Annotated in this window: 12 protein-coding genes; 1 reads left to right on the forward strand and 11 read right to left on the reverse strand. The window is 69.7% G+C overall.

What is annotated here, in order from left to right:
• The first annotated feature begins 150 nt into the window (after positions 1 to 150).
• A complete protein-coding gene (locus tag AC0685_RS32670; protein WP_192745156.1) occupies positions 151 to 768 on the forward strand; it encodes a TetR/AcrR family transcriptional regulator in 618 nt (205 codons plus the stop codon).
• A 3-nt stretch (positions 769 to 771) separates the two neighbouring features.
• Here the strand turns inward: AC0685_RS32670 and AC0685_RS32675 are convergent, their stop codons facing one another.
• The 11 genes from AC0685_RS32675 to AC0685_RS32725 all read right to left on the reverse strand — a co-directional run bounded on the left by AC0685_RS32675 (position 772) and on the right by AC0685_RS32725 (position 13,588).
• Positions 772 to 1,158, reverse strand: coding sequence for a DUF7715 family protein (locus tag AC0685_RS32675; protein ID WP_478229024.1), 387 nt, complete (start codon positions 1,156 to 1,158; stop codon positions 772 to 774).
• Positions 1,159 to 1,240: 82 nt separating this feature from the next.
• A complete protein-coding gene (locus AC0685_RS32680; RefSeq protein WP_478229025.1) occupies positions 1,241 to 2,356 on the reverse strand; it encodes an acyl-CoA dehydrogenase family protein in 1,116 nt (371 codons plus the stop codon).
• Entirely contained in the window at positions 2,353 to 3,534 is a 1,182-nt protein-coding gene (locus tag AC0685_RS32685) for an acyl-CoA dehydrogenase family protein (RefSeq protein ID WP_478229026.1), read from the reverse strand. Before AC0685_RS32685 ends, AC0685_RS32680 begins: the two co-directional genes overlap by 4 nt.
• 11 nt (positions 3,535 to 3,545) lie before the next feature.
• Positions 3,546 to 4,769, reverse strand: coding sequence for an acyl-CoA dehydrogenase family protein (locus AC0685_RS32690; protein WP_478229027.1), 1,224 nt, complete (start codon positions 4,767 to 4,769; stop codon positions 3,546 to 3,548).
• A gap of 136 nt (positions 4,770 to 4,905) precedes the next feature.
• On the reverse strand, positions 4,906 to 5,928 hold the full coding sequence (locus AC0685_RS32695; RefSeq protein ID WP_478229028.1) for a phosphotransferase family protein: 1,023 nt from the start codon (positions 5,926 to 5,928) through the stop codon (positions 4,906 to 4,908).
• A gap of 92 nt (positions 5,929 to 6,020) precedes the next feature.
• Positions 6,021 to 6,473 (reverse strand): MaoC family dehydratase, encoded by a 453-nt coding sequence (locus tag AC0685_RS32700; protein ID WP_478229029.1) that lies wholly within the window; start codon positions 6,471 to 6,473, stop codon positions 6,021 to 6,023.
• Between the two features lie 3 nt (positions 6,474 to 6,476).
• Positions 6,477 to 7,238, reverse strand: a complete 762-nt coding sequence (gene fabG / locus AC0685_RS32705; RefSeq protein ID WP_340683010.1) for a 3-oxoacyl-ACP reductase FabG — start codon at positions 7,236 to 7,238, stop codon at positions 6,477 to 6,479.
• Positions 7,239 to 7,728: 490 nt separating this feature from the next.
• Positions 7,729 to 9,150, reverse strand: coding sequence for a nitrosuccinate lyase (locus AC0685_RS32710; protein ID WP_478229030.1), 1,422 nt, complete (start codon positions 9,148 to 9,150; stop codon positions 7,729 to 7,731).
• A complete protein-coding gene (locus tag AC0685_RS32715) occupies positions 9,147 to 10,805 on the reverse strand; it encodes an FAD-dependent monooxygenase (protein WP_478229031.1) in 1,659 nt (552 codons plus the stop codon). Before AC0685_RS32715 ends, AC0685_RS32710 begins: the two co-directional genes overlap by 4 nt.
• 12 nt (positions 10,806 to 10,817) lie before the next feature.
• Positions 10,818 to 11,624 (reverse strand): SDR family NAD(P)-dependent oxidoreductase, encoded by an 807-nt coding sequence (locus AC0685_RS32720; RefSeq protein ID WP_478229032.1) that lies wholly within the window; start codon positions 11,622 to 11,624, stop codon positions 10,818 to 10,820.
• Complete coding sequence (locus AC0685_RS32725) at positions 11,609 to 13,588, reverse strand: FAD/NAD(P)-binding protein (RefSeq protein ID WP_478229033.1); 1,980 nt, start codon at positions 13,586 to 13,588, stop codon at positions 11,609 to 11,611. The genes AC0685_RS32720 and AC0685_RS32725 overlap by 16 nt, the downstream gene beginning before the upstream one ends.
• Positions 13,589 to 13,593 lie beyond the last annotated feature (5 nt).

Genomic DNA, 13,593 nt, shown 5'->3' on the forward strand with positions numbered 1-13,593 from the left:
CCCGGCTGGCCGTCACCCAACCGTATGAACCGGGCGGTCGAGGCCCTCCCAGGCGCCCAGTGGCCGGTAATCCTTCCCGGGAACCGGCGCTTCTCCGGCCGTCGACAAACCGGCCGGTATGCTGAGTGTCCGCACGAGAAGGGGCCGGCCATGACACGAGCGACCACCAGGAAGGCCGAGGCCGGCGGTGAGGACCAGGCCGCCGTCCCGCGCCGTCTGCTGTCGCACGCCACGAAGCTCTTCGCCAAGAAGGGTTTCGACCGCACCTCCGTGCAGGAGATCGTCGAGGCGGCCGGGGTCACCAAGGGCGCTATGTACCACTACTTCGGCTCCAAGGACGACCTCCTTTACGAGATCTACGCCCGGGTGCTGCGCGCGCAGACCGAGCAACTGGAAAAAGTGGTCTCGAGCGAGGCTCCGCTGCGGGAACGGCTGCGTTCCGCCGCCTCCGACGTCGTCGTCAGCACGATCGACAACCTCGACGACAACACGATCTTCATGCAGTCCATGCACCAGCTCAGCGTGGAGAAGCAGAAGGCCGTCCGCGCGGAACGCCGCAAGTACCACGAGCGGTTCCGCACGCTGATCGAGGAAGGCCAGGAGTCCGGCGAGTTCCGCGCGGACAAACCGGCCGACGTGATCGTCGACTTCTTCTTCGGGTCGGTGCACCACCTCGGATCGTGGTACCGGCGCGGCGGCGCGCTCTCGGCCCGCCAGATCGGCGACCACTTCGCCGATCTCCTGCTGGCCGCGCTGCGACCCGAGTAGTGCTCAGCCCGCGGGCACGAGCCGCTCGGCGAAACAGTCGTTGCGGCGTTCGAGCACCGTTCCCACCTCCCATCCGGAGGCGAAGGCGAGCAAGCCCGCCGCCAGCTCTTCGGCGGCTTCGGGTGGCCAGCCTTGGGCGGCCAGACTCGACCGCAACGCTTCGGCGTAGTCGGAATAGGTGAAGCCGGGCAGTTCCGCGACGAGCGCCGTCGTCGTCCCGCGATGCGAACTCAGGCCGCCGAACGCCCTTCCACAGCCGCAATCGGAATCGGGCGAGCTCTCGCCGTCGTCACAGCACGGGGCGATCCAGAGCAGCTCGCCCTCGACGCAGTGGTCGAAGTCGTTTTTCCGGGTGCCCTGGGTCTTCGAGGTGGCCACGAGCAGTTTCATGATGACTCCCTGTTCGATCTGATGTTCGAACAGGTCTACCGGCGGGGTCCGACACTTTCCGGGACGGACCCCGCCGGGGAGATCAGGCCGGCAGGTCGATCAGCGGCGCGAGGGCGGCGCGATGCCGCCCAGGAGTGCCGAACGCGATCTCGTCGCTCTTCGCGCGCTTCAGGTACAGGTGCGCGGGGTGCTCCCAGGTCATGCCGATCCCGCCGTGCAGCTGGATCGCTTCTTCGGCGGCGTGGACGGCGATGGGGGAGTTGCGGGCCTGCGCGACCGCGACGGCGATCGCGATGTCGTCGCCGGAGGCCAGGCAGTCGGCGGCGTAGCGCGCGGTCGCCCTGGCGTTGACCAGATCCGTGTACAGGTTCGCCAACCGGTGCTTCAGCGACTGGAACGAACCGACCTGACGGCCGAACTGGTAGCGCTCCTTGAGATAGCGCACCGTTTCGGTCAGCGCCCATTCGGCGATCCCGAGTTGTTCCGAGGCGAGCAGCCCCGCCGCGGTCACGAGTGCCGTGTCCAGCGCGGACGCCGCCACCGAGGGGCCGGCGACACGCTTCGCAGCAACCTTCTCCAAGGTGACGTCGGCGATGCGCCGGGTGAGGTCGAGGGAAATCGCCTCGGCGACCGTCACTCCCGCCGCCGAAGCGTCGACCGTGTACAGGCCGGGGCCGTCGGGTCCCACCGCCGGAACGACGATCAGTTCGGCCACCGAAGCGTCGGCGACGCTGCGGACCCGGCCGCTGACCGTGCCGTCGGCGGCCGCGGTGACCGTCGAGGGGAACTCGGCGCCGGGCGCGGCCGACAGCGGGACGGCCAGGGCGCCGATGAGCGTGCCCGCGGCCAGTTTCCCGAGCGTTTCGGCCACTTCCGCCTGTGACGTGTCGGCCGCCAGCAGGGCCGACGTCGCCAGGACGGCGCTGCCGAGGTACGGGACCGGGGCGACGCTGCGCCCGAGTTCCTCCATCACGACGGCGACTTCCCGCGCCGAAGCGCCGTGCCCGCCCAGCGCCTCCGGGACGGCGAGGCCCGCCGCGCCGAGGTCGGCGGCGAGCGTGCGCCACAACTTCAGGTCGTACGGTTCCGCCGTCTCGGTCCTGGCGATCAGGGCCGCCGGTTCCGCGCGGTCGGAGAACAGAGCCCGGACGCTGGCGCGAAGGTCCTCTTCGACCTCGGAATACAGCAGGTCGGTCATCGGGGCAGGTCCTTCCAGGCGACGTCCTTGTCGATCCGCGGCTCGGACGGCAGCCCCAGCACGCGCTCGGCGATGATGTTGCGCAGGATCTCCGAGGTGCCACCCTCGATGGAGTTGCCCTTCGCGCGCAGGTAGCGGTAACCGGACTCGCGGCCGAGGAAGTTCACGCCGTCGGGACGACGCATCGTCCAGTCGTCGTAACGCAGGCCCTCGTCGCCGAGCAACTCGATCTCCAGCCCGGACGCGGCCTGGTTCAGTTCGGAGAACGCGACCTTGACCGCGGAACCTTCCGGTCCCGGCGCGCCCGCGGCGAGCTGCTGCCGCAGCCGCGAACTCACCAGGCGCAGGCTTTCCCCCTCCACCCACAGTTTCAGCAGCCTGTCGTGCAGTTCGGACGTGCGCAGCTCCGGGCGCTCCCGCCAGGTTTCCGCGACGACGCCGACCATGCCGCCGTCGCGCGGGAACTCGGTGCCGCCGATCGCGACCCGTTCGTTCATCAGCGTGGTCTGCGCGACCTTCCAGCCCTCGCCGACCGCGCCGAGGCGGTGCGCGTCGGGGATGCGGACCTCGCTGAGGAAGACCTCGTTGAACTCGGCCTCCCCGGTGATCTGGCGCAGCGGCCGGACTTCGACGCCCGGAGCGGTCATGTCGCACAGGAAGTACGTCATGCCACGGTGTTTCGGCACGTCGGGATCGGTGCGGGTGACCAGGATGGCCCACTGGGACTTGTGCGCGCCCGACGTCCAGACCTTCTGCCCGGTGACCACCCAGTCGTCGCCGTCGCGTACCGCGCGGGTGCCCAGCGCGGCCAGGTCGGATCCGGCGCCGGGCTCGCTGAACAGCTGGCACCACACCTCGCGCTCGGTCCACAGTGGACGTAGGAAGCGCTGGTGCTGTTCGGGTGTGCCGAAGGCGAGAATGGTCGGCGCGGCCATGCCGAGACCGATTCCGATCCGCCGCTTGTCGTTGTCCGGTGCGCCCGCCGCGGCGAGCTCCTTGTCCACGACGGACTGGAGCGAACGCGGTGCGTTCAGGCCGCCGAGACCTTCGGGGAAGTGGATCCACGCCAGTCCGGCGTCGAACCGCGCGTCGAGGAAGTCTTGACGCGGCGTGCTTTCCGGCGGATACGCGGCCAGCAGATCGGCCACGTGCCGCTTGAGATCGTCCACAGTGGTCATGTTCTTGAATGTCACCGTGAGGCCTCCCCGCGATATTTCTTCAGTTCACGGTGCGCCAGCGAGCGCTTGTGCACCTCGTCCGGGCCGTCGGCGAGCCGCAGCGTCCGCACCTGCGCCCACATCTCGGCGATCGGGAAGTCCTGGCTGACGCCGCCCGCGCCGAACAGCTGCACGGCCTTGTCGAGGATCCACTCGACGGTGATCGGCGTGGAGATCTTGATCGCCTGGATCTCGGTGTGCGCGCCCTGGTTGCCGACGGTGTCCATCAGCCACGCGGTCTTGAGCACCAGCAAGCGCTGCTGCTCGATCTTGACCCTGGCCTCGGCGATCCAGTCCTGCACCACGCCCTGTTCGGCGATCGGCTTGCCGAAGGTCTCGCGCGAAAGCGCCCGGCGGCACATCAGTTCCAGCGCGCGTTCGGCCATGCCGATGGCACGCATGCAGTGGTGGATCCGGCCGGGACCGAGGCGGGCCTGCGCGATGGCGAACCCGTCACCCTCGCCGGCGATGAGGTTCTCCGCGGGCACGCGGACGTCCTCGAAGACCACTTCGGCGTGGCCGCCGTGATCGCCGTCGGTGTAGCCGAACACGTGCATACCGCGTTTCACGGTCATGCCTGGAGTGTCGCGGGGGACCAGGATCATGCTCTGCTGCTTGTGCGGCGGGCCGTCCGGATCGGTCTTGCCCATCACGATGAAGATCCTGCAGTTCGGGTTCATCGCGCCGGAGATGTACCACTTCCGGCCGTTGATGACGTACTCGTCGCCGTCGCGGCGGATGCTGGTGGCGATGTTGCGCGCGTCGGAGGAGGCGACGTCGGGCTCGGTCATCGCGAACGCGGACCTGATCTCGCCGTCCAGCAGCGGCTGGAGCCACTGCTTCTGCTGCTGGTCGGTGCCGAACATGGTGAGGACTTCCATGTTCCCGGTGTCCGGCGCCGCGCAGTTCAGCGCGGTCGGCGCGAGCCGGAGGCTGCGGCCGGTGATCTCGGCCAGCGGCGCGTACTGCAGGTTCGTCAGCCCCGCGCCGTGGTCACCGGGGAGGAAGAAGTTCCACAGCCCGCGCTCGCGGGCCTCGGCCTTCAGCTCTTCGACGATCGGCGGCTGCGACCATTCGCTGTCGCGCTCGGCCAGCTGCCGCTCGAAGACGGCCTCGGCCGGGTAGATGTGCGAGTCCATGAACTCGAGGAGCTTTCTCCGCAGTTCCTCGGTTTTCGCGTCGAAGGCGAAGTCCATCTCTATCCCTCTTCCTTGTTTTCAGGGGCGCGTCGACGAATGCGTAGCCGGGCTGCGGCTTCCGATGACTTCTCTCGTTCGCGACGAGAGCGGCGCGCCGCTTGGCCACCTTTCGAGCAAGTCATCGCACGTCCCGTCATTCGGCCTTGAGAGTCTCGTTGCCGTGCGCGATCAACGGGACGACGCCCGAGCCGATGCCGTCGAAGCCGGCGCCGACGGTCTGTCCCTTGCTGTAGCGGAGGTGGATGCCTTCCAGGATCACCGCGAGTTTGAAGAACGCGAAGCTCACATACCAGTTGAGCCGGGAGACGTCGCGGCCGGAACGTTCGGCGTACCGCGCGATGACCTCGTCGTTGCGTGGGTAGCCCGGCGCCGAGCTGGCGTTGGACACGAACTGCAGCGAGACCTTGTCGCGTTCGGCGTAGGCCACCAGCAGCGCGAGGTCGGTCAGCGGGTCGCCGAGGGTGGACATCTCCCAGTCCAGCACCGCGGTGATCCGGTCGTCCGCGTTCACCAGCACGTTGTCCAGGCGGTAGTCGCCGTGCACGATCGACGGCCTGCCCGATTCGGGGACCGACGAGGCGAGCCGGTCGTGGAGTTCGTCGACGCCGGGGAGGTCGCGGCTGCGGTTGCCGTCGAGTTGCTTCTTCCAGCGCCGCAGCTGGCGTTCGAGGAAGCCCTCCGGGCGGCCGAAGTCGCCCAGCCCCACCGATTCCGGATCGACGGCGTGCAATTCGACCAGGGTGTCGACCAGTTCCTCCGCGATCGCCCTGGTCCGGGCCGGGCCGAGCGCGGCGAGTTCGGTGTCCGAGCGGAAGGGGGTGCCCTCCACGAACTCCATCACGTAGAACCGCGAGCCGATGACGTCGGTGTCTTCACACAGCAGCACGGTTTCCGGCACCGGGACCGCCGTGCCGTGCAGTCCGGAGATCACCCGGAATTCGCGGCTCATGTCGTGCGCGGTCGGCAGGACGTGGCCCAGCGGCGGGCGGCGGACCACCCAGCGGGACCGGCCGTCGCCCACGATGTAGGTCAGGTTGGACCGGCCCCCTTCCACGACCTGGCCGCTCAGGTCGCCCTGGACGAGACCCGGCCGGTGCTCGTCCAGATGGGCCTTGAGCCTGGCCAGGTCGAGGCCCGGCAGGTCGGACTGGTTCATGGTGCCTCCAGCGGCTCGCTTTCCGGTTACAGTACCGACCAGTCGGTATGTCGGGTAGGGGTGGTCCGGCGAGGTGCCGGACGTCACCCTTCTCAGGCGATCAGCCGGACGACCATCTCCGCGACGCACGCCGGTTTGGGCTCGCCGTCGATCTCGATCGTCCACCGGACGACGGCCTGCTTGCCGCCTGCCACGTCGGTGACCTCGACCAGCTCGGCGCCCGCCCGGATCTTCGCGCCGACCTTGACCGGCTGGGGGAACCGGACCTTGTTCAGCCCGTAGTTGATGCCCATTTTGAGCCCGTTGACGCGGTAGAGCTTCCCGACGAAGCCCGAAATGAGCGACAGCGTCAGGAAACCGTGGGCGATCGGGGCGCCGAACGGCCCTTCGGCCGCCTTCTCGACGTCGACGTGGATCCACTGGTGGTCGTCGGTGGCGTCGGCGAACAGGTTCACCCGGTCCTGGGTGAGCGTCAGCCAGTCGCTGTGGCCGAAGTGCTCGCCGACGGCGTCCTCGAACTCCTGCAGAGAGGCGAATTCGCGCATGGCTCAGTCCTTCGGTCCGCCGGCGACGTAGATGACCTGGCCGGAGATGAAGCCGGCGCCGTCGCTCACCAGGAACGACGCGAGGTTGGCGATGTCCTCGGGCGTGCCGACGCGCTGCACCGGGATCTGCGACGCGGCCGCCGCCTTGAAGTCCTCGAACGACATGCCGATCCGCTCGGCGGTCGCCGCGGTCATGTCGGTGGCGATGAACCCGGGGGCGATGGCGTTCGCGGTGACGTTGAACTTGCCCAGTTCGATCGCGAGGGTCTTGGTGAAGCCCTGCATGCCCGCCTTGGCCGCGGAGTAGTTGGCCTGGCCGCGGTTGCCCAGCGCCGAGGTGCTGGAGAGGTTGACGATGCGGCCCCACTTCTCCTGCGTCTGGTACTTCTGCACCTCGCGGGTCATCAGGAACGACCCCTTCAGGTGCACGCCCAGCACCGAGTCCCAGTCCTGTTCGGTCATCTTGAACAGCAGGTTGTCGCGGGTGATGCCGGCGTTGTTGATCAGCACGGTCGGCGCGCCGAGCTCCTCGGCCACCCGCGTCACCGCGGCTTCGACCTGTGCGGCGTCATTGACGTCCAGCGCGACACCGACGGCCTTGCCGCCCTCGGCGACGATCGCTTCGGCCCCCTGCTTGACGCCTGCCTCGTCGAGATCCAGCAGTCCGACGGCGAACCCGTCGGAAGCGAGGCGTTCGGCCACGGCCGCGCCGATGCCGCGGCCGGCGCCGGTGACGATCGCTACACGGGAGGGGTGTTCGGTCACGGGTGACTCCTCGTCGTCGAGTTGAAGTGACGTCGAGTCTGCCGTACTGAGCGGTCGGTTTGTAGGGATGCCGGGCATGGAGTCTCGCTGTGATCGTCATCACTGTGGATGCCGCCGGTGTCCGAACGGATACTCCGGACAACCTGATCGTCCCGACGTCCAGCGCTTCGACCTGCACTTCCGAAAGCCTCGGCGCGCCGATATGAGCGCAAACGGAGGTGCCACACGCGCCGAAGAGGCCATGCCCTGACCGGTCTGCTCGGAGCGTCCGGCAGGTCACCGCCGAAGCGTCGTTCGGCGGCGGCGGTTTCGCGTGACTGACCGGACGACACGCGTGATCCGGCGGACGACACGCGTGACTGGATGGACGACACGACCGCGGCCGGGTTCTGTCGCGAGTCGTTCGCGACATGAGAACCAGGGCCCAGGCGGAAGAACGCGCACCGCTGAGGTGCCGGCCCCGGCACCTTTGCCGCATCCCTCGATAACGTCACTCACGAAGACTCGATCGGCGCTGCCGGTAGTCGGCCAGCGCCCGGTCCACCAGCCGGGCGGCCGCGCCGGTGTACCGCTCCGGAGCCAAGAGCCCGGCCAGATCCTCGCCGTCGAAGCGGGCGGCGAGGGGCGGGCCGGCCAGCAGTGTCTCGCGGAGCGAACGGCCCGTGCGCGTGGCTTCGGCCGCCACTTCGGTCATCAAGGCTTTCGCCGCGACCCGTCCCAACGACGGTGTCAGCACCGCGGCCAGCCGCTCGGTCACCAGCAGGCCGCCGGTGCGGTCCAGGTTCTCCCGCATCCGGTCCGGATGCACCACCAGGCCTTCCACGAGTTCGGCGGCGGTGGTGGCCGCACCTCCGGCCAGCCGGAGGCAGTCTCGCAACGGCAGCCACTCGGCGTGCCACGCGCCGCCTGGCCGCTCGTCTTCGGCGAGCATGGACTGGGCCAGGATCAGGGCGAGCGGCGGCACCTGGAGCGCGGCCGCTCGGATCAGGGTGGACAGTACCGGATTTCGTTTGTGCGGCATCGCCGAAGACACGCCCCGCGCGGCGCCCGCGGGTTCCGATACCTCGCCGATTTCCGTGCGGGACAGCGTCTGGACGTCGATGGCCAGTTTGCCGAGCGCCCCGGAGACCACCGCCAGCGACGAACCCAGCTCCGCCAGCGGGGCGCGGGCGGTATGCCATGGCAGCACCGGCGTGGCGAGGCCCAGCGCGTCGGCGAACCCGGCGAGGAGGTCTTCGGGATAGCGTTCGACGCGCGCGGCGCCGGTGTCCTCGCCGAACCGCAGACGGGCGAACTCGACGTAGCCGGCGAGTGTGCCCGCGGCGCCGCCGAGCTGAGCGGGAAGCGTGTCCCTCACCCGGCGGAGTCCGTCCGCGGCGGCCGCTACCGACTGAAGCCAGCCTGCCGCTTTCAGGCCGAAGGTCACCGGTACCGCCTGCAACGCCAGTGTGCGCCCCGGCATGACGAGGTTCCGGTGTTCCTCCGCGAGCCTGGCCAGTCCCTCGGTCACTCGCTCCAGTTCGGCCAGCAGCAGGCCGGTGGCCCGGTGTGCGAACAGCATCGCGGCACTGTCGGCGATGTCCTGGCTGGTCGACCCCCGGTGGACGTACTCGGCGGCCTCCGGATCGCTCTCGGCGACCAGCGCGCTCAGGTCGGCGACCAGCGCCACCACGGGGTTCGCGGATTCACGGCTCCGCCTCGCCAGACTCACCAGGTCGACGGCCTCCGCCCGGGCGATCTCGCCGATCCGTTCGGCGGCTTCTTCGGGGACGACGCCGAGTCCGGCCTGGACACGGGCCAGACAGACCTCCGCGTCCAAGAGCGCCTGGAGCCAGGCTTCGTCGGACGTCGCCGCTTCCACCGGTGTCCCGGCCCGCGCCGGGGCGAGCAGTCCGGAGTCGAGGGCGTTCATCGTCCGCCCGTCACGGTGGTGAGGAGCCGGTCGGGGCGGTCGAGACCGTTGCCTCGCCACGCCACATGCTGGTCGGGACGGATCAGCACCAGATCCCTTTCGTAGAGGTCGCGGGCCAGCGGATCGGGCAGGTCGAGCACCTTGAGGGGGATGTTCCGCCGTGCCGCCTCGGCGCGCAGACCGTTGGCGGGCGGCGCCTTCGGCCCCAGCCGGAGCAGGGTGAAGCCGACGCCGAAGTGGTCGAAGAGCGAGCTGCCGCTGACGCGTGTGTCGTCCAGCCACAGATGCGGTGCCCGCCCGCCCGGCACACTGCTCGGGGTGTAGGTGTCGGGAGAGTCCGCGGGTGGGGTGTCCTGGCCGTCGACGATCGGGGAACCGTCATACCGCGCGCCGAGCTGGACACCGAGGGTGTCGAGCGTCCGGTCGCCGTAGTCCGCCAGCATCCGGCCGAGCCGACGGCGTTCCGCCCTGCCTTCGGCGGTGTCCTGCTCCACGCAGTGGGGCCGTGCGACGTTCGCCAGACCCAGATTGAGTTCACGCGCGGCGCCGGTGTTGCGGATCGCGACCGGCCGTCGTTCGTGGTGGTAGGACGCGAGCAGCCCTGGTCCGCCCCAGCCCTGTACCGCGGCGGCCAGCTTCCAGGCCAGGTTCGCCGCGTCGTCCAGTCCGGTGTTCATCCCGAACCCGCCGTTCGGCGTGAACAGGTGTGCCGCGTCTCCGGCGAGGAACACCCGGTCGGTGCCGAAGTTGTCGGCGACGAGCGCCATCCCCGACGTCCACGGCCGTCTGGCGAGCACGGTGACCGGGATCGGCGCGCCCGCCGCCCGCCGTACCGCCGAGACCAGCGCGTCGTCGGGTGCCGAGTCCGGGTCGACCGAGCTGGTGAGCAGAAAGAACTCGTCCTTGCCGTTGAGCGCGATGAGGTTCAGCACCAGATCGGTGTTCACCGCCCAGTGACTCCACGCCCCGCCGTCGACGAGGAAGTCCCGGTACAGCGTGGGGATCCGCAGATGCGCAGCGACCGTGCGGCCGCCGAGGACCTCCTGCTCGACGCGGTCCGCTCCGGCGTACCGAGCGCCGAGGTGGCCCCGTACGACGCCGCGGGCACCGTCACACCCCGCGACATAGCCCGCCCGCCAGGCCTGGACCCGGCCGCCGGCGTCCTCGGCGAGGATGTCGGCACCGCCGGGGTCGGCGGCGATCCCGGTCACCCGCCAGCCGAACCGCAGCTCGATGTTCGCCGCGGCGCGAGCCCGGCGGAAGAGCAGCCGTTCGACGTACATCTGGTTGGCGCGGTGCATGGGCTCGGGCACCTGCGCCGTGCGGGGCCCCGAGGCGACCTGGCGCAGCAGGTCCCGCACGGCCGGGCGGCGATTGCGGGCGAGCCGGAACCCGTTGTAGCGGGTGTAGAACGCGATGTCCGTCGAGTGGTCCCAAGGCAGGCCGAGTTCGCGGACCTCACCCGCCAGGCCGAGCCGCCGGTAGTGCTCCATGCTGCGGGCGCTGTGCGTGCTGCCGCGGGGCTGGTCCGAAGTGGACTCGGCGAGTTCGAACACCACCGACCGGACGCCGTGCCGGTCGAGGAACAAGGCGAGCAACAGGCCCACCGGTCCGCCGCCCACGATGGCGACCGGGGTCCTCACCGGAGAGTTCATGGGCGTTCCGCCTCAGATGGTCTTGACGAATCCGGAATCCACCGCGAACTCCGCCCCGGTGGTGTTGGCGGAAAGGGGCGAGGCCAGCAGCGCGACCAGGGCGGCGACCTCGCCCGGGTCGGCGATCCGGCCGGTCGCCAGCCGCATCATCTCCGGGACGACCTCGGTCATCACGGTTTCGGGGTCCGTCCCGGTCTTGGCCGCGAAGAGGTCCGCGACGCCGCCCTCCTCGGTCCACCACGCCGTGCGGACCGGACCGGGGGAGACCACGTTCACCCGGATGCCCTGCGGACCGAACTCCTCGGAGAGCACCTTGCTCACGTTGTTCATGCCCGCCTTGGCGGCGCCGTAGTCGACGTTGATGGGGGAGGGCTGCCGCGCGTTGCACGAGGAGATGTTGACGATCGATCCGCCACCACGCTCGATCATCAGCGGCAGCGCGGCCCGGATGGCGCGGACCGCGGAGAACAGGTTGAACTCGAACATCTTCCGCCATTCCTCGTCCGTCGCGTCCAGGAACGAGGAGCGCGGAAGGATCACCCCCGGTGGTGGCCCGCCCGCGTTGTTCACCAGGATGTCGAGGCCGCCGTAGAGGTCCGCCGCCCGCGCCACGACGTCCGCGGGCGCGTCGGGATCCATCAGGTCGGCCGCGACGTGGGTCAGCCCGGCCCCGGCGAGCAGGTCGAGTTCGGGGCTGCTCTTCCGTGACACCGCGACGACACGGGCGCCTTCCTCGCGCAGTGTCCGGGCGATCGCGAGTCCGATTCCCTTGGAAGCACCGGTGACCACCGCGACACGGCCGGTCAGCTGTAGATCCATGATTCTCCTGATTCCTTCGGTCGGGATGACGGTGAGTTCGGCAGCGCGATCTGCAGAGCGGCTCTGGCCACTGCGTCGGCGTCGGTCAGGATGACCGAGTTGACGCCGGGCCGGATTCCCGCCGCCGTCACCCAGTGGACGGTCTCGGTGGGTACCCCGAAGGCGAACCGGCGGGCGTGCGGCCTCCCGCTGAGGTCCACCAGGCGATACGGGCGGCGGGTGACGGCGAGGCCGCCGGTCGGATAGGAACCGCCGTGGGTGATCGGGATCCGGTGAAGGCGGCATTCGCCTCGTGCCAGCAGGTTCCGCAGCAGCAGGTCCTGGGTCCGCCGCAGGTCGGCCTCGGGCAGGCGGGCCTCGATCAAGGTGGTGGCGATCTCGGTGACATCGGGTACCCGCGCCGAATTCGCGATGAATCGGCGGGCGTCCGGCGAGGCCCGCACGCGCAGTTGCGGACCGAGGACGCTCAGCACGCCGCTGTCGATCAACGCCGCCATCTCCTCGACGCGTCGCACCGGCGGACCGATCGAGAGGAACGCGTTCAGCGGCGTGTACCAGCGCTGGAGGTCGTCACGGTAGGAGTCGCCGGAGAGGCCGCCGTGATCGACCACGAGCCGGATCTCGTTGCGCAGGTCCCGGAGCACGTCGAGTGCGGCCTTGAGCGGGCTGGACACATTGCCGCGCTTCGCTTCCGCGATGTCTTCGTCCAGATAGGACCGTAGCCATCGCCGGAACCGGCAGGTGCCGGTGAGCCCGGCCTCCGGGATCGGATACGCCACGCGGCGCCAGTCCCACCGTTCCTCGAGCCCGAATTCGGCGAGCACTCGTTCTTCCCGAGCCGATGGTGCCGGCGCCAGCGGATCCGTGAGCACGGGCGGCGATGGCCGATCGCCCGCCGCCGTGACGAAAGCGCGAGTGAACTCCCGCGCCCTCTCCGGTGATCCGCGGTCGCGCACCAGCGCGCCGTAGAAGACGGTGCGGACCTCGCGGTCGATGAGCGGCCAGATGTCCACGCGGAATTCGGCGGGCTCCGCGCGCCCGCGAAACCGTTCGAGCACCGCCGGGGTAAGGAACAACGGCTCGTGCCTGCCGTACGCGCCCTTCTGGTTCTCGCCGCGTGCGTGATACGGAACGCCGCGCCGGGATCCCGTGACCAGCCGTGGCTCCCGGCCGGACGGGCGGTAGACCAGCCCGTCGGCGGTGCGGAGGAAACGTCCGCCCCTTCCTTCGGTGAACAGAGCGAGATAGTCGAAGAAGGCCAGTCCCATTCCTCTGAGGACGGTGGTTTCACCCGGCCCGATGTCTTCGAGCGCGGCGTCCGCCGGGTTGCCCGGCGGGAGGTAGCGCAGACCGTGCCGCTTGGCGAACCGCGCCATCGCCGACTCTTCACGGTCCGGGAGCGTGTCGAGATGGCCCTGGGTGAGCACCACGGCGTCCTGACCGTCGAGCACGGTTCCGCCGGACAGCCAGACGCGCTGAGAACCGTCTTCGGCGTCCCGCAGGTCGACGGCCTTCTCCGCGCACAGCACGATCCGCACCGAGGCCGGAGCGGTCCTGACGATCCGCCGCAGGGTCCAGTACAGATACGAGCCGTAGAAGGCCCTCGACGGATAGCTGTCCGGCCCGAGCAGCGCGGCCTCCCGGTGGACGCCGTCCGGGATGTCGGCGGACGACGGCGCGGCCGCGATCGACCTCGCCCAGTCGTGAAGGCTCGGGCCGTGCAGTACCGGGCCCGCCGCCTCGACGGTGTCGTCGAGGAACATGGTGATCTGGGCTGCCACGGTGTTCATCAGCAGTTTCGGATCCTGGCGCCGGTGCCACACCTGCCCGCCGTCGTGCACATGCGAGTCGAGGACGGTCACCACGAGTTCTCGGTCGGCGGGCGCCAGGACGGACGCGTTGGCGCACAACCGTTCCAGCACGGAGAGTCCACGGGGGCCGAGGCCGATGATGCAGATCCGCATGACGT

Source organism: Amycolatopsis sp. NPDC043889 (genome assembly GCF_056435645.1).

Coding starts and splice junctions, on each gene's coding strand:
- AC0685_RS32670 (WP_192745156.1), top strand. CDS start 151: ATGACACGAGCGACCACCAGGAAGGCCGAGGCCGGCGGTGAGGACCAG.
- AC0685_RS32675 (WP_478229024.1), bottom strand. CDS start 1,158: ATGAAACTGCTCGTGGCCACCTCGAAGACCCAGGGCACCCGGAAAAAC.
- AC0685_RS32680 (WP_478229025.1), bottom strand. CDS start 2,356: ATGACCGACCTGCTGTATTCCGAGGTCGAAGAGGACCTTCGCGCCAGC.
- AC0685_RS32685 (WP_478229026.1), bottom strand. CDS start 3,534: ATGACCACTGTGGACGATCTCAAGCGGCACGTGGCCGATCTGCTGGCC.
- AC0685_RS32690 (WP_478229027.1), bottom strand. CDS start 4,769: ATGGACTTCGCCTTCGACGCGAAAACCGAGGAACTGCGGAGAAAGCTC.
- AC0685_RS32695 (WP_478229028.1), bottom strand. CDS start 5,928: ATGAACCAGTCCGACCTGCCGGGCCTCGACCTGGCCAGGCTCAAGGCC.
- AC0685_RS32700 (WP_478229029.1), bottom strand. CDS start 6,473: ATGCGCGAATTCGCCTCTCTGCAGGAGTTCGAGGACGCCGTCGGCGAG.
- AC0685_RS32710 (WP_478229030.1), bottom strand. CDS start 9,150: ATGAACGCCCTCGACTCCGGACTGCTCGCCCCGGCGCGGGCCGGGACA.
- AC0685_RS32715 (WP_478229031.1), bottom strand. CDS start 10,805: ATGAACTCTCCGGTGAGGACCCCGGTCGCCATCGTGGGCGGCGGACCG.
- AC0685_RS32720 (WP_478229032.1), bottom strand. CDS start 11,624: ATGGATCTACAGCTGACCGGCCGTGTCGCGGTGGTCACCGGTGCTTCC.
- AC0685_RS32725 (WP_478229033.1), bottom strand. CDS start 13,588: ATGCGGATCTGCATCATCGGCCTCGGCCCCCGTGGACTCTCCGTGCTG.